Origin of the sequence: Pseudoxanthomonas sangjuensis (genome assembly GCF_010211755.1) — a bacterium.
GTDB lineage: Bacteria > Pseudomonadota > Gammaproteobacteria > Xanthomonadales > Xanthomonadaceae > Pseudoxanthomonas_A > Pseudoxanthomonas_A sangjuensis.
In genome coordinates this window covers 1-14,868 of the sequence record NZ_PDWR01000023.1, presented here as the reverse complement: position 1 = coordinate 14,868, position 14,868 = coordinate 1, and the positions used below count along the sequence as shown (strand labels likewise).

The window sequence follows — 14,868 nt, the reverse complement described above, 5'->3', positions numbered from 1 at the left end:
CCTTGCGGCCAGCTGATCATCCCGGGGCCGAGGAAATCACAGGATCCAAGCTGAAATGGCCCGATACGAACTGCTCAACAACATCGCGCACCGGGACCTGCGCGTGTCCACCCGTTTCGGCGCCGAGTTCGGCGACGACGTGGGTATGGTCCAGGCGTTCCCGACCGAGTTCGCCGAACTGCAACGCGAGTACCCGATCTTCTTCCGCAAGGACGCCGCGGGCGAATTCCAGGCGGTGGCGCTGCTCGGGTTCGACCGCCAGGAAAACCTGTTCCTGAACCAGGGCAACTGGAATGCGTATTACCTGCCCGGGATCGTCGCCCGCGGACCGTTCCTGATCGGTTTCCAGGAGCAGCAAGTCGACGGCCAGCTGCGTAACGAGCCGGTCATCCACGTGGACCTGGACCATCCGCGAATCGTCACGGGGCAGGGCGAGCCCGTATTCCTGACGCACGGCGGCAACAGCCCCTACCTCGAACACGTCATCACCGTCCTGCGGGGCATCAACGATGGCCTGCAAGGCGGCAAGGAGATGTTCGCCGCGTTCCAGGCGCTGGAGCTGATCCAGCCGGTCACCTTGGAAGTGCGCTTCGATGCCAACCATGCGGTCAACCTGACCGGACTGCATGGCATCGATCGCGAGCGCCTGGCCGCGCTGGACGCGGCCTCGCTTCACGACCTGCATCGCGCCGGCTGGCTGGAGGGGGCGTACCTGGTGCTGGCTTCGCTGCACAACATGCGCCGGCTCATCGCCGAGAAACAGCGCCGTCTGCGCGAACAGGAAGGATCGCAGGGGCAGGCGGCCTGACAATGTTCGACCGGCTTGCCGACGTCCGCGTGATGGAAGGCCATGGCGCCGATGCGCTGCCGCTCGAAACGCTGCTCGCCGATGGCCTGCCCACCGTGCTGAAGGGCCTGGTGCGCGACTGGCCCCTGGTCCAGGCGGGCCGGGAGTCGCCGCGGGCGGCGATGGACCATCTGCGCAGGCACTACAACGGGCGCCCGGTGCAGTACAACTGGGGCGAACCGGAAACCGCCGGCCGGCCGTTCTACAACGCCGATTTCACCGCGCTCAATTGCCGGGTCCGCCGCGGCGGGCTGGACCAGGTGCTCGACGAACTCGCGGGGTACCTGGACGATCCGCGGCCACCGACGTATTACGTGGCTTCGTTGCTGGTCGATTACTGCCTGCCCGGCCTGCGCGCCGGCAACGACCTGGACTTCGCCGCCCGCGGCATCGAGGCGCCGCCGGCGATCTGGATCGGCAACCGGGTCACCGCCTCGTGCCATTACGACGCGCCGAACAATATCGCGTGCTGCGCGGTGGGGCGCCGCCGCTTCACCCTGTTCCCGCCGGAGCAGATCGCCAACCTGTACCCGGGGCCGCTGGAGCCGACGCCGGGTGGGCAGGCGGTGAGCGTGGTCGACTTCGCCGCCCCGGATTTCGAGCGCTACCCGCGCTTCCGCGACGCGCTGGCGACGGCGCAGTCGGTGGTGCTCGAGCCGGGCGATGCGATCTTCATCCCGAGCATGTGGTGGCACCACGTGCAGGGGCAGGATCCGTTCACCGTGCTGGTGAACTACTGGTGGGGCAGCATGCCGGCGTGGATCCCGACGCCGATGCATGCGCTCTACCACGCGCTGTGGACGATCCGCGACCGGCCCGAGCGCGAGAAGCGGGCATGGCGCGAGGTCTTCGAATACTACGTGTTCGGTCCGGCGGAACAGGCCGGCGCGCACCTGCCCGAGCCCGCACGCAACATCCTCGGGCCGTTCGACGAGATGCTGGCGCGCAGCATGCGCGCGCAGCTGATCGGCAAGCTCAATCGCTGAAGGGCGGCGGGAGCGGGTCGGGAGAAGGGCAAGCGGCGCCGGATGCGGGAGTCGGCGACCGGAATTGATCCGCCACGACCGTGGCGCAATCGCAAAACCAGAGAGGGGGGAGGCGTTGTGGAAAACAACCGTATTCGCAAGGTCGTGATCGCCGGCGGTGGTACCGCAGGATGGGCGGCCGCCTGCGCGCTGACCCACCAGTTCCGCGACCTGCTGGACATCACCCTGGTGGAGTCCGAGCAGGTCGGCACCGTCGGCGTGGGCGAGTCCACGATCCCGACCATCCGTACCTTCCACCGCTTGCTGCAGATCGACGAGCGCGAGTTCCTCAGCTCGGTGGCCGGCAGCTTCAAGCTGGCGATCTCGTTCGAGAACTGGGTCCGCCCGGGTTCGCGCTACATCCATCCGTTCGGCACCACCGGCGTGAACACCTGGTCGTGCGATTTCCACCAGTTCTGGCTGGAAAGCCGCCGCCGCGGCATGCGGAGCGAACTGGGCGACTACTGCCTGGAGACCGTCGCCGCGCGCCAGGACCGATTCGCCCTGTTCGATGCCGGCCAGAACGCCCAGCAGTGGTCGATGCGCTGGACCAGGGCGGCCACGGCGATGGAGCGTCGCGATGTGAGCTATGCCTACCACTTCGACGCCGGGCTGTATGCGGCGTTCATGCGCGTCAAGTGCGAGGGCCGCGGGCTCAAGCGCGTCGAGGGCAAGATCGCCCAGGTACGCCAGGATCCGGACAGCGGCTACGTGCAGTCGCTGGTGCTGGAGGATGGGCAGGTCATCGAGGGCGACCTGTTCATCGACTGCACCGGCGCGCGCGCGGTGCTGAGCGAGCAGGCGCTGCACACCGGCTACGAGGACTGGAACCACTGGCTGCCAAGCAACCGCGCGGTGGCGCTGCAGACCGAAGCCGATGGGCCAGCGGTGCCGTACACGCGCGCGATCGCGCACGAGGCCGGCTGGCACTGGAAGATCTCGCTCCAGCACCGGATCGGGTGCGGCATCGTGTTTTCCGATGCGCACATGTCCGACGACGAGGCGACCGCCAGGCTGCTCGCCGAGAACCCGTCCAAGCCGCTGCGCGACCCGTGGATCATCCCGTTCCGCACCGGGCGCCGGCGCAAGGCCTGGAACAAGAACGTGATCGCGCTCGGGCTGGCGAGCGGCTTCATCGAGCCGCTGGAGTCCACCAGCATCCACCTGACCCTGAGCGCGGTCACCCGCCTGGTGCAGTTCTTCCCCTCCGAGGGCATCAGCCAGGCGGCGGTGGACCGCTTCAACCAGGTCAGCCGCCAGGAGCTGGAGCACGTCCGCGACTTCGTGGTGATGCATTACCACCTCAACCAGCGCGATGAGCCCCTGTGGAAGCAGTGCCGCGAAATGGAACTGCCGCCGGGCCTGGCCGAGCGTATCCAGGTGTTCCGTGAGACCGGCTACGCGTGGCAGGGGGAGGACGAACTGTTCCGCCTCGACTCCTGGACCCACTGCATGCTCGGCCAGGGCGTGATGCCCCGCAGTCACCATCCACTGACCCGCGCGCTGTCGGACGCCGATCTCAAGCGCCTGCTCGAGAGCGTGCGCAAGCCGATCGATGCCGCCGTGGCGGCCATGCCCAGCCAGGAGCAGTTCATCAACAGCTACTGCAAGGCGCCGCCCTCGGCCTGGGAACAGATGTACGCACGCGCCCGGCAGCATGAGCGGGTGACCGGAAAGATTGCCGGCGTCGGCGGAGGCCTGACCCAGTGATGCGCAGATGCTGATCCAGGCGCATCCCGAACTGCGCCTTCAGGTACGGCGGATCGGCGCCGAGGGCGCGCCGCTGCTGGTGATCGACCAGCTGGTGGCCGACCCGGACCGGCTGGTGCGCAAGGCCGAACGCGGCCACTTTACCCCGCAGGGGGCGATGTTCCCCGGCATCCGCATGCGTGCGCCGCTGTCGTACGATGCCTTCCTCGAACGGCTATTGCGCCCGTTGCTGGGCGAGGTCTTCGACCTGCCGCCGCAGGCGCGGCTGGCGTTCCCGATGTGCCACTACTCGCTGGTGACGCAGCCGCCGGAGAAGCTGGGTTTCCTGCAGCGGATTCCGCACATCGATTCGGCCACCGGACGCGGACTGGCGTCGGTCCATTACCTGTTCCATGGCAACTGGGGCGGTACCGCGTTCTACCGCCATCGCAGCACCGGGTTCGAATACGTGGATGAAGGCCGCGAGCTGGCCTACTTCACCCGGCTGGAGCAGGAAAGCCGCGGCGCCGACGCGCCCCCGGCCGCCTACATCGGCGAAGACACGCCGCTGTTCGAGCGGATCGATGGCGTTGAGGGCGTGTACAACCGGCTGGTGGTGTACCGGCGCAACTCGCTGCATTCGGCAAGCATCGACAACGCCAATATCCCGCCGCCCGATCCGCTGGCCGGGCGGCTGTCGATCAACAGCTTCATCGACGTGGCTGTCTGACCCGCGCTTCGCCTGCGCGCGGGAAAGGCGCTAGGCTGGCCGCATCGTCGATGCACCATTGCGAAGGAGGTCCAGATGATCCGCGACATCGTGAGGATGGGCGAGCCGGTGCTGCTGCGCGTCGCCGACCCGGTCGATCATTTCGGCGGCGAGATCCGCGACCTGGCCGGCGACATGTTCGAGACGATGGATACCGCCGGCGGCGTGGGGCTGGCGGCGCCGCAGATCGCGCTGAGCCGACGGCTGATCGTGTTCGGCTTCGACAGCAGCGAGCGCTATCCCGACGCGCCGGCGGTGCCGCGCACGGCATTGGCCAATCCGGCGATCGAGCCGCTGTCGGACGAGATCGAGGACGGCTGGGAAGGTTGCCTGTCGATCCCCGGCCTGCGCGCGGTGATCCCGCGCTGGAAATACATCCGCTACAGCGGCTACGACATCCACGGCAAGCGCATCGAACGCGAGGCCGAAGGCTTCCACGCGCGCGTGGTGCAGCACGAGGTCGACCACTTGGATGGCATCCTGTACCCGTCGCGGATCAGGGACTTCAGCACCTTCGGATTCACCGACGTGCTGTTCCCGGAGATAGGCGCGGGGCGGTGAGTTGCTTCCTTCTCCCCTTGCGGGAGAAGGTGGCGCGAAGCGCCGGATGAGGGGGTGCGAGCGTAGCGAGCCGGGTGCGCCGCAACCCGGAGACGTCAGGAGCCGGCCCTCGCCCTCGTGCGCTGCGCGCACGCTTCCCTCTCCCGCGAGCGGGAGAGGGGTTGCGGCAACACGGCTTACTTCAGGGCCTTGAACCGCAGCCGGTGCGGGCCGGCGTCGTCGCCCAGGCGGCGCTTCTTGTCGGCTTCGTACTCGCGGTAGTTGCCCTGGAAGAATTCCACGTGCGAGTCGCCCTCGAAGGCGAGGATGTGCGTGGCGATGCGGTCCAGGAACCAGCGGTCGTGCGAGATCACGAAGGCGTTGCCGGGGAATTCCAGCAGCGCGTCTTCCAGCGCGCGCAGGGTCTCGATGTCGAGGTCGTTGGACGGTTCGTCGAGCAGCAGCACGTTGCCGCCCTGCAGCAGGGTCTTGGCCATGTGCAGGCGGCCGCGTTCGCCGCCGGACAGGCTGCCGACGATCTTCTGCTGGTCCTGGCCCTTGAAGTTGAAGCGGCCGATGTAGGCGCGCGACTGGATCTCGACGCCGTTGATGTTGAGGATGTCGAGGCCGCCGCTGACTTCCTGGAACACGGTGTGGTTGCCTTCCAGCTTGTCGCGGCTCTGGTCGACGTAGGCCAGCTTCACCGTCGGGCCGATGTTGATCTCGCCCGAGTCCGGCTTTTCCTGCCCGGTGATCATCTTGAACAGCGTCGACTTGCCGGCGCCGTTCGGGCCGATGATGCCGACGATGGCGCCGGCCGGGACCAGGAAGCTCAGGTTGTCGATCAGCAGGCGGTCGCCGAACTTCTTGCTGACGTTCTTGAACTCGATCACCGAGTTGCCCAGGCGCTCGCCCGGCGGGATGAAGATCTCGTTGGTCTCGTTGCGCTTCTGGTATTCGACCGACTGCAGTTCCTCCAGGCGGGCGAGGCGGGCCTTGCCCTTCGAGCGGCCGCCCTTGGCATTCTGGCGGGCCCACTCCAGTTCCTTCTGGATCGCCTTCTGGCGGGCCTTTTCCTGGTTCTCTTCCTGGCGCAGGCGCTCGTCCTTCTGCTGCAGCCATTCGGTGTAGTTGCCCTTCCACGGGATGCCGCGGCCGCGGTCGAGCTCGAGGATCCACTCGGCGGCGTTGTCGAGGAAGTAGCGGTCGTGGGTCACCGCCACCACGGTGCCGGTGTAGCGGGCGAGGAACTGTTCCAGCCACTCGACCGATTCGGCGTCCAGGTGGTTGGTCGGTTCGTCCAGCAGCAGCATGTCCGGCTTCTGCAGCAGCAGGCGGCACAGCGCCACGCGGCGCTTCTCGCCGCCGGACAGCTTGCCGATCACGGCATCCCACGGCGGCAGGCGCAGCGCGTCGGCGGCCACCTCCAGCTGGTGTTCCAGCGTGTGCGCGTCGCCGGCGGCGAGGATCGCCTCCAGTCGCGCCTGCTCGGCGGCCAGCTTGTCGAAGTCGGCGTCCGGCTCGGCGTAGGCGGCGTACACGGCGTCGAGCGCGGCCTGCGCCTGCAGCACTTCGCCGACGCCTTCCTCGACCGCTTCGCGCACGGTCTGGTTCGGGTCCAGCTGCGGCTCCTGCGGCAGGTAGCCGACCTTGATGCCCGGCTGCGGGCGGGCTTCGCCCTCGAAGTCCTTGTCGACGCCGGCCATGATCTTGAGCACGGTCGACTTGCCGGCGCCGTTCAGGCCGAGCAGGCCGATCTTGGCGCCGGGGAAGAACGACAGCGAGATGTCCTTGATGATCTGGCGCTTCGGCGGCACGGTCTTGCTGACGCCGTTCATGGTGTAGATGTATTGCGAGGACATTGCGGTGCGGGCTCCGTAAGCGCGGCCGTGCCCGCGCCGGAAGGCACGGACTGTGACGGGTTTGGGGATACGGGAATTATACCCGTTGGGGCCGGGCTGCTGGCCCCTTACCGGTTATTAAACAATCGTTGGCGGAACCGGTTCCAGCAGCCATCCGTTCAGACCGGCGGGTGGATAGTTCGCCCCATGTTCCAGACACGCGGGGAAGCCGCCATGAAGAACTTGCTGAAGACCGTCGTTTCTTCCGTCCTGCTGCTCGGCATGGCGTCCGCCCCGGCGTTCGCCGGCGACCATGGCCGCGGGCATGGCCGTGGCCACGACCGCGGCGGCTGGAGCCATCAGCGCGATCACCGCGGCGACCGCGACTATCGCCGCGACTATCGCCACGACTATCGCCACGACCACTACCGCGGCGACCGCGTCGTGTACCGGCCGGTCTACGTGCGGCCGCGCCCGGCCTATTACGCGCCGCGCACCGTCGTCGTGCACCGCCCGGCCCCGTACTGGGCCCGTGGCGGCTACTACTACGGCCCGGGTTACGCGCCGACCTACGTGGTCAACGACTGGGGCTACTACGGCCTGCGCCGCCCGCCGCACGGCTACTACTGGCGCCGCAGCGACGCCGGCGACTTCCTGCTGGTCGCCCTCGCCACCGGCATCATCGCCGACGTCATCCTGAACCACTGATCCCGCCGGTAGGACGGGGGATCCGGGAAAGCGCGCCTTCGGGCGCGCTTTTTTTGCGGCGGGCGTCCGTGGCCGCCGCGCCCGGGGCCCGCCAGCAGGCGCCGGACGGGGGGCGCTACAATGAAGGACCCGTTTGCCACCCCCTCCGGAGACCCGATGTTCCCGCGCGACGCCCGTATCGAAGGCTACGACCCCGAACTTGCCCAGGCCATCGCCGCCGAGCGCCAGCGCCAGGAGGACCACGTCGAGCTGATCGCCAGCGAGAACTACGCCAGCCCGCGCGTGCTGGAGGCCCAGGGCAGCGTGCTGACCAACAAGTACGCCGAAGGCTATCCGGGCAAGCGCTACTACGGCGGCTGCGAATTCGTCGACGTCGCCGAGAAGCTGGCCATCGACCGGGTCAAGCAGCTGTTCGGCGCCGACTACGCCAACGTGCAGCCGCACAGCGGCTCGCAGGCCAACCAGGCCGTCTACTTCGCGCTGCTGCAGCCGGGCGACACCATCCTCGGCATGTCGCTGGCGCACGGCGGCCACCTGACCCACGGCGCCAAGGTCAATGCCTCGGGCAAGCTGTTCAACGCCATCCAGTACGGCGTCAACGACCAGGGCCTGATCGACTACGACGAAGTCGAGAAGCTGGCGCTGGAACACAAGCCGAAGATGGTCGTCGCCGGCTTCTCCGCCTATTCGCAGCGGATCGACTGGGCGCGCTTCCGCGCCATCGCCGACAAGGTCGGCGCGTACCTGTTCGTCGACATGGCCCACGTCGCCGGCCTGGTCGCCGCCGGCGTCTACCCGAACCCGCTGCCGCACGCGCACGTGGTGACCTCGACCACGCACAAGACCCTGCGCGGCCCGCGCGGCGGCATCATCGTGGCGAAGAACCCTTCCGAGGACCTGGAGAAGAAGCTGCAGAGCATCGTCTTCCCGGGCATCCAGGGCGGCCCGCTGATGCACGTGATCGCGGCCAAGGCCGTCGCCTTCAAGGAAGCGCTGGAGCCGGAATTCACCGCCTACCAGCAGCAGGTGGTGAAGAACGCGCAGGCGATGGCCGAGACGCTGATCAAGCGCGGCTACAAGATCGTTTCCGGCGGTACCCAGAACCACCTGATGCTGGTCGACATGATCGGCAAGGGCGTCACCGGCAAGGATGCGGAAGCCGCGCTCGGCCGCGCCCACATCACGGTCAACAAGAACGCGGTGCCGAACGACCCGCAGAAGCCGTTCGTCACCTCCGGCCTGCGCATCGGCACCCCGGCGGTGACCACCCGCGGCTACAAGGAGCCGGATTGCGTGGCGCTGGCCAACTGGATCGCCGACGTGCTCGACAACCCGGGCGACGAGAAGGTCATCGCCGGCGTGCGCGAGAACGTGACCCGGCAGTGCTGGCAGTTCCCGGTTTACGGCTGAACGACGAAAAGCGAATGGGAGGAACGAGAAGCGAGTGAATTCAATGGCTGGAGCGCGTGTTTCCACCCGTTCCTCGTTCCCCTACACTCGTTCCTGATCGCATGCACTGCCCCTTCTGCCAGCACGTAGACACCAAGGTCATCGACTCGCGCGCGTCGGAAGACGGTGCGACGATCCGTCGCCGCCGCGAGTGCGAGGCTTGCGGCGAGCGCTTCAGCACGCTGGAAACCATCGAACTGAAGCTGCCGGCGATCATCAAGGGCGACGGCCGCCGCGAGGCCTTCGACGCGCGCAAGCTGCGCCTGAGCATGGAGCGCGCGCTGCACAAGCGTCCGGTGTCGGAGGAACAGCTGGAAACCGCGATCCGCTCGGTCGTGCACCAGGTGCGGATGAGCGGCGAACGCGAACTGCCGTCGCGCCGGATCGGCGACTTCGTCATGAACGAGATGCGCAAGCTCGACCACGTCGGCTACGTGCGCTTCGCCTCCGTCTACCGCAGCTTCGAGGACGTCGCCGATTTCCGCGAGGAAATCGAGAAGCTCGAGCGCGACCTGCCTGCCGCCAGCGGCCAGTTGCAGCTGCTCGGCGCGGACGTGGTGCCCTTCGACAAGAACGTCGACAAGAGCCGCAAGCGCTGACGTTTTCCCTTCTCCCGTCGGGAGAAGGTGGCGCGTAGCGCCGGATGAGGGTTCGGCGAAGCCAGCGATGCTCGAATGTCGGTAAAAAACAACAGGCATTGCTTTGCGCTTGTTGTGGGGTTTCCGGATCTTCCGGGTTGTGTCACTTCGCCGAACCCTCACCCCAACCCCTCTCCCGAGGGGAGAGGGGCATTAGAATCGCCCCATGACCGACTTCACCTCCACCGACCACCAGTTGATGACCCGCGCGCTGCGCCTGGCCGAGCGCGGTGCGTTCACGACCAAGCCGAACCCGATGGTCGGTTGCGTTATCGCCCACGGCGACGAGATCGTCGGCGAGGGCTGGCACCGGCGCGCCGGCGAACCGCACGCGGAAATCCTCGCCCTGCAGGCCGCCGGCGAGCGCGCGAAGGGCGCGACCGTTTACGTCACGCTCGAGCCCTGCGCGCACACCGGCCGCACCGGGCCGTGCGCCGATGCGCTGGTTGCCGCCGGCGTCGGCAAGGTGATCGCGGCGATGCGCGATCCGTTCCCGCGGGTCGACGGTGCAGGCTTCGACAGGCTGCGCGCGGCGGGCATCGAGGTCCGGTCCGGCCTGCTCGAAGCGCAGGCACGGCAGCTCAACTGCGGCTTCATTTCATGCGTCGAGCGCGGCCGGCCGTGGGTGCGGGTCAAGCTCGGCACCAGCCTCGACGGCCGCACCGCGATGGCCAACGGCGATTCGAAGTGGATCACCGGCGAGGCTTCGCGTCGCGACGTGCACCTTTGGCGCGCGCGCAGCGGCGCGATCCTGACCGGCGCCAACACCGTACTGGTCGACGACCCGTCGCTGACCGTGCGCCTGGAGGACGATACCGCCTTCGTCGCGCCGTTGCGCGTGGTGCTCGACCCCGGGCTGGCGACGGTGGCCCGCGGCCGCGTGCGCGAAGGCGACGCGCCGACGCTGTACCTGCACGCACCCGATGCCAGGCTGCCGCGCGATTTCGCCGCGCAACACCAGGCCGTGCCGGTCGCGCGCGGCGTCTTCGACCTGCACGCGGTGCTGAAGCTGCTGGCCGAGCGCCAGGTCAACGAGGTGCTGGTCGAAACCGGCGCCACGCTGGCCGGGGCCTTCCTCGCCGCCGGCCTGGCCGACGAAGTGCTGTTGTACGTCGCGCCGGTGCTGCTGGGCGACAAGGCGCGGCCGCTGTTCGCCGGGCTGGGCATCGACCAGATGGCGCAGCGCCTGCACCTGGAGGTGGTGGAATCGCGCGTCATCGGCGAGGATACGCGCCTGCTGTTGCGCTCGCGGGAATTGGCCTGACTTTGGCCTTGCGCGGGCGGTTTCCCCATCCGTCGGCACGCATCCGGGCGTGTCGCGCCAGAGGAACCCGAGATGCTGGACGCAGGTGAATCGAAGCAGTTCCGCGAGCAGGGCTACGTCATCCGCCGGGTGCTGGACGATGCGCAGGTGGCGCGCTACATCGACGCGATCGTCGAGGCGCGGCGCGGCCGCGGCGAACGCGCGAAGATGATGAACCTGCAGTTCCTGCAGCCGGGCAGGGACGTGCGCAGGCTGCAGGAAATCATCTGCAACGAGGGCATCCACGCGATCTGCCGCGACCTGCTCGGCGACGGCAACATCATCATCGACGGCGCCTCGGTGTTCTACGGCGAGGCCGGGGTCGAATACCGGCAGAAATGGCACCGCGACGTGCTGCAGGTGCCGGACGAGCGGATCGACCCGGACTGGTTCAGCGAAGGCTACGACTACAACTACGTGCAGGTGAACATCCCGCTGACCGACGACGGCTGCCTGTGGATCGTGCCGGGCAGCCATCGCCGGCAGATGAACGCCGAGGAGCGCGCGCTGTTCGGCCCGACCGACAAGATGGCGCCGGTCGACCGCGAGTTGAGCGGAGGCAGGCAGATCGTGGTGCCGCCAGGGCACGCGGTGTTCTACAACAACTACGCGATCCATCGCGGCTACGGCGGGACGCTGGCGAAGCGGCGCGTCACCGTGCACCTGGGCTTCCACTCCGACCGCGCCGAACCGACCCTGCATTTCGGCGTGCTCGACCACAACGAATACACGCCGGAATACCTCGCCGGCCTCGATGCGCCGGTGCGCGCGGCGCTGCAGGCGCATGTCGCCGAGCGCGCGCGCTACCCGCGGGTCGACGAATACCACGCGCTGCACCAGGCCTTCCTGCGCAAGGAATTCGCGACCCGATGAGCGAGAAGACGATACGCTGGGGCATCATCGGTTGCGGCAAGGTCACCGAGGTCAAGAGCGGCCCGGCGCTGCAGAAGGCGCCGGGCTCGGCGCTGGTCGCGGTGATGCGCCGCGACGCGGCGGCGGCCGAGGATTACGCGCGCCGCCACGGCGTGCCGAAGTGGTACGCCGACGCGCAGGCGCTGGTCGACGATCCGGACGTGGACGCGGTCTACGTCGCCACGCCGCCGTCCACGCACAAGCCGTACGCGCTGATGGCGATCGCCGCGGGCAAGCCGGTGTACGTCGAGAAGCCGATGGCGCTGTCCTTCGCCGAGTGCGAGGAAATGATCCGCGCCAGCCGCGGGTCCGGCGTGCCGATGTTCGTCGCCTACTACCGGCGCGCGCTGCCGCGTTTCCTGAAGATCCGCGAACTGCTGGAGCAGGGCGCGATCGGCGCGCCGCGGCTGGCCAGCGTGGTCTTCCACGATCCGTTCGAACCGCGTTACCGGAATCCGGACGATCTGCCGTGGCACGTGCGCCCGGAGGTTTCCGGCGGCGGCCTGTTCGTCGACGTGGGCTGCCACACGCTGGACATGCTCGACTACCTGCTGGGCCCGATCGTTTCCGTGTCCGGCCACGCCGGCAACCAGCTGCGCGCCTATCCGGCCGAGGACACGGTATCGATGTCGTTCGCCTTCGGCAACGGCGTGCAGGGCACGGGCGCGTGGAATTTCGGCAGCTTCCGCGAGCGCGACGGCGTCGAGATCGTCGGCGACCGCGGCCGGATCGCATTCGCCACCTTCGGCGATGGCCCGATCGTGGTCGAGGACGCCGAGGGCGTGCGCGAATACCGGATCGCCAACCCGTTGCACATCCAGCAGCCGCTGATCGAGACCATCGTCGCCGAACTGAACGGCCGCGGCGCCTGCCCCTCGACGCCGGAATCGGCCGCGCGGACCAGCCGGGTGATGGACCAGGTGCTGGCCGGCTACTACGGGCGCCGATAGATCCGGGCGCAACGCTGCGTTCGCCGGCGGACTGGGGGCAGCGCCGCCGCCGCGGTAGAATGCCGCCCGCCGGTTCGCCGGCGAACCAACGACGTCTTCAGGGCGGGGCGCAATTCCCCACCGGCGGTAGGCCCTTCGGGGCGAGCCCGCGAGCGCCTCCGGCGATGCCGGAGGGTCAGCAGACCCGGTCGAATGCCGGGGCCGACGGTCACAGTCCGGATGAAAGAAGACGGCATCGCGCTTCGGCCCCGCATCGGCGGAGCGTGGCGCGTTTCCCCGCCCTGGGGGCGTTCTCGCATTCGTACACGCGGAGAACGTTCCATGCCCATGCCCATGCCCATCGCCGTCCCGTCGCGCCCGTTCCAGCCGGGGGTGCGCTGATGTTCACCGGCATCATCGAGGGCGTCGGCCGCCTGGCCGCGCACGAGCCGCGCGGCGGCGACGTCCGTTTCACCTTCGAAACCGGTTCGTTGCCGTTCGCCGACGTGCGGCTCGGCGAAAGCATCGCGGTCAACGGCGTGTGCCTGACCGTGGTCGAGTTCGACGCGGCCTCGTTCAAGGCCGACGCGTCGAACGAAACCCTGTCGTTGACCACGCTGGGCGCGCTGCCGGTCGGGGCGGCGCTGAACCTAGAACGCGCGATGCGGCCGACCGACCGCCTCGGCGGGCACCTGGTCAGCGGCCACGTCGACGGCATCGGCAAGGTCGTCTCCATCGCCGAGGACGCGCGCGCGCAGCGCTGGCGCTTCGCCGCGCCGGCCGCACTGCTGAAGTACGTCGCGAAGAAGGGATCGGTCTGCGTCGACGGCGTCAGCCTGACCGTCAACGAGGCCGATGGCGAAGGCTTCGAGGTCGCGCTGATCCCGCACACGGTGGCGCACACCCGCTTCGCCGAGACGAAGGCCGGCGAAGCGGTGAACCTCGAGATCGACCTGGTCGCGCGCTACGTCGAACGCCTGCTCGGCGAAAGGAGCGGCACATGAGCTTCGCCGCCATCCCCGAACTGCTCGACGAGATCCGCGCCGGGCGCATGGTCGTGATCGTCGACGACGAGGACCGCGAGAACGAGGGCGACCTGATCATGGCCGCCGAACTGGTCAAGCCGTCCGACATCAACTTCATGGTCACCCACGCGCGCGGCCTGGTGTGCCTGTCGATCAACCGCGAGCGCGCCGGCCAGCTCGGCCTCGCGCCGATGGTGCAGAACAACACCGCGCAGTTCCAGACCAACTTCACCGTCAGCATCGAGGCGGCCGAGGGCGTGACCACCGGCATCTCCGCCTACGACCGCGCCCACACCATCCGTACCGCGGTGAAGCACGACGCGAAGCCGTCCGACCTCAGCCAGCCCGGCCACATCTTCCCGCTGGTCGCGCAGCCCGGCGGCGTGCTCACGCGCGCCGGCCACACCGAAGCGGCGTCCGACCTCGCCACGCTCGCCGGCTTCGAGCCGGCCGGCGTGCTGGTCGAGGTGCTCAACGCCGACGGCACGATGGCGCGGCGGCCGCAGCTGGAAGTGTTCGCGCGCGAACACGGGCTGAAGATGGGTTCGATCGCCGACCTGATCGCCTATCGCCTGCACAACGAGCACACGGTGGAGCGCGTCGACGAACGCGACATCGACACCGAGTTCGGCCCGTTCCGGCTGGTTACCTACCGCGACCGCATCGCCCACGAACTGCATTTCGCCCTTGTCCGCGGTCAACCGGACGCGGCGACGCCGACCCTGGTCCGCGTGCAGGTCGAGAATCCGCTGGCCGACCTGCTGCACTGGCGGCGCGGCGACTTCGGCGTGGCCGCGACCGACGCGCTGCGCGCGATCGATGCCGAAGGGCAGGGGGTGATGGTGGTGCTGTCCGAACCGCGCGACAGCGAGGCGCTGCTGGCGCGGCTGCGCGCCGAACCCGTCGTCCGCAATGCCAAGGACGTCGGCCAGTGGCGGCGCAACGGCGCCGGCGCGCAGATCCTCGCCGATCTCGGCCTGGGCAGGCTGCGCGTGCTGGGCACGCCGCGCCGGCAGGTGGGGCTGGCGGGGTATGGGCTGGAGGTGGTGGAGTACGTCCAGCCCTGAGAGGGGCGTTGGTTGCCGGTTCTTGGTTGTTGGAGGAAAACGGTCGGCCTTGCGTCACCACACCAGCAACCAAGAACCGGCAACCAACAACCGGGGCAAGCCCCCCACCCCCGCCGCCTGTTAAAC

General features: G+C 68.5%; 14 protein-coding genes and 1 riboswitch. Of the genes, 13 read left to right on the top strand and 1 reads right to left on the bottom strand.

Annotated features, from left to right (window positions below; all coding sequences use genetic code 11):
* The first annotated feature begins 55 nt into the window (after positions 1-55).
* The 5 genes from CSC71_RS11955 to def all read left to right on the top strand — a co-directional run bounded on the left by CSC71_RS11955 (position 56) and on the right by def (position 4,891).
* Positions 56-808: a SapC family protein gene (locus CSC71_RS11955; RefSeq protein WP_162374610.1), complete on the top strand. Its 753-nt coding sequence runs from the start codon at positions 56-58 to the stop codon at positions 806-808.
* Between the two features lie 2 nt (positions 809-810).
* Positions 811-1,833: a cupin-like domain-containing protein gene (locus tag CSC71_RS11950; protein WP_162374609.1), complete on the top strand. Its 1,023-nt coding sequence runs from the start codon at positions 811-813 to the stop codon at positions 1,831-1,833.
* A 117-nt stretch (positions 1,834-1,950) separates the two neighbouring features.
* Positions 1,951-3,582 carry a tryptophan halogenase family protein gene (locus CSC71_RS11945; protein WP_211368016.1) on the top strand — a complete coding sequence of 544 codons (1,632 nt, stop codon included), beginning with the start codon at positions 1,951-1,953 and terminating at the stop codon, positions 3,580-3,582.
* Between the two features lie 7 nt (positions 3,583-3,589).
* Positions 3,590-4,291 carry a DUF6445 family protein gene (locus tag CSC71_RS11940; RefSeq protein ID WP_162374607.1) on the top strand — a complete coding sequence of 234 codons (702 nt, stop codon included), beginning with the start codon at positions 3,590-3,592 and terminating at the stop codon, positions 4,289-4,291.
* 75 nt (positions 4,292-4,366) lie between these two features.
* Positions 4,367-4,891: a peptide deformylase gene (gene def, locus CSC71_RS11935; RefSeq protein ID WP_162374606.1), complete on the top strand. Its 525-nt coding sequence runs from the start codon at positions 4,367-4,369 to the stop codon at positions 4,889-4,891.
* A 176-nt stretch (positions 4,892-5,067) separates the two neighbouring features.
* On the opposite strand, the gene ettA is transcribed toward def, so the two are convergent.
* A complete protein-coding gene (gene ettA, locus CSC71_RS11930) occupies positions 5,068-6,732 on the bottom strand; it encodes an energy-dependent translational throttle protein EttA (protein ID WP_162374605.1) in 1,665 nt (554 codons plus the stop codon).
* 213 nt (positions 6,733-6,945) lie between these two features.
* Here ettA and CSC71_RS11925 point away from each other — a divergent pair, with 213 nt between their 5' ends.
* From CSC71_RS11925 to ribB, 8 genes are all read left to right on the top strand, one after another.
* Positions 6,946-7,419: an RcnB family protein gene (locus tag CSC71_RS11925; protein ID WP_162374604.1), complete on the top strand. Its 474-nt coding sequence runs from the start codon at positions 6,946-6,948 to the stop codon at positions 7,417-7,419.
* A gap of 156 nt (positions 7,420-7,575) precedes the next feature.
* Positions 7,576-8,829, top strand: a complete 1,254-nt coding sequence (gene glyA / locus CSC71_RS11920) for a serine hydroxymethyltransferase (protein WP_162374603.1) — start codon at positions 7,576-7,578, stop codon at positions 8,827-8,829.
* A 101-nt stretch (positions 8,830-8,930) separates the two neighbouring features.
* Complete coding sequence (gene nrdR, locus CSC71_RS11915; protein WP_162374602.1) at positions 8,931-9,467, top strand: transcriptional regulator NrdR; 537 nt, start codon at positions 8,931-8,933, stop codon at positions 9,465-9,467.
* 205 nt (positions 9,468-9,672) lie between these two features.
* Positions 9,673-10,770 (top strand): bifunctional diaminohydroxyphosphoribosylaminopyrimidine deaminase/5-amino-6-(5-phosphoribosylamino)uracil reductase RibD, encoded by a 1,098-nt coding sequence (ribD, locus tag CSC71_RS11910; protein WP_162374601.1) that lies wholly within the window; start codon positions 9,673-9,675, stop codon positions 10,768-10,770.
* A 72-nt stretch (positions 10,771-10,842) separates the two neighbouring features.
* Positions 10,843-11,682 carry a phytanoyl-CoA dioxygenase family protein gene (locus CSC71_RS11905; RefSeq protein ID WP_162374600.1) on the top strand — a complete coding sequence of 280 codons (840 nt, stop codon included), beginning with the start codon at positions 10,843-10,845 and terminating at the stop codon, positions 11,680-11,682.
* On the top strand, positions 11,679-12,671 hold the full coding sequence (locus CSC71_RS11900; protein ID WP_162374599.1) for a Gfo/Idh/MocA family protein: 993 nt from the start codon (positions 11,679-11,681) through the stop codon (positions 12,669-12,671). The genes CSC71_RS11905 and CSC71_RS11900 overlap by 4 nt, the downstream gene beginning before the upstream one ends.
* An 89-nt stretch (positions 12,672-12,760) precedes the next feature.
* Positions 12,761-12,906, top strand: a riboswitch (FMN riboswitch).
* Between the two features lie 145 nt (positions 12,907-13,051).
* The gene (locus tag CSC71_RS11895) at positions 13,052-13,654 is read left to right on the top strand and encodes a riboflavin synthase (protein WP_162374598.1); all 603 of its coding nucleotides are present in this window, start codon (positions 13,052-13,054) and stop codon (positions 13,652-13,654) included.
* Complete coding sequence (ribB, locus tag CSC71_RS11890; RefSeq protein WP_162374597.1) at positions 13,651-14,742, top strand: 3,4-dihydroxy-2-butanone-4-phosphate synthase; 1,092 nt, start codon at positions 13,651-13,653, stop codon at positions 14,740-14,742. The genes CSC71_RS11895 and ribB overlap by 4 nt, the downstream gene beginning before the upstream one ends.
* The last annotated feature ends 126 nt before the right edge of the window (positions 14,743-14,868 follow it).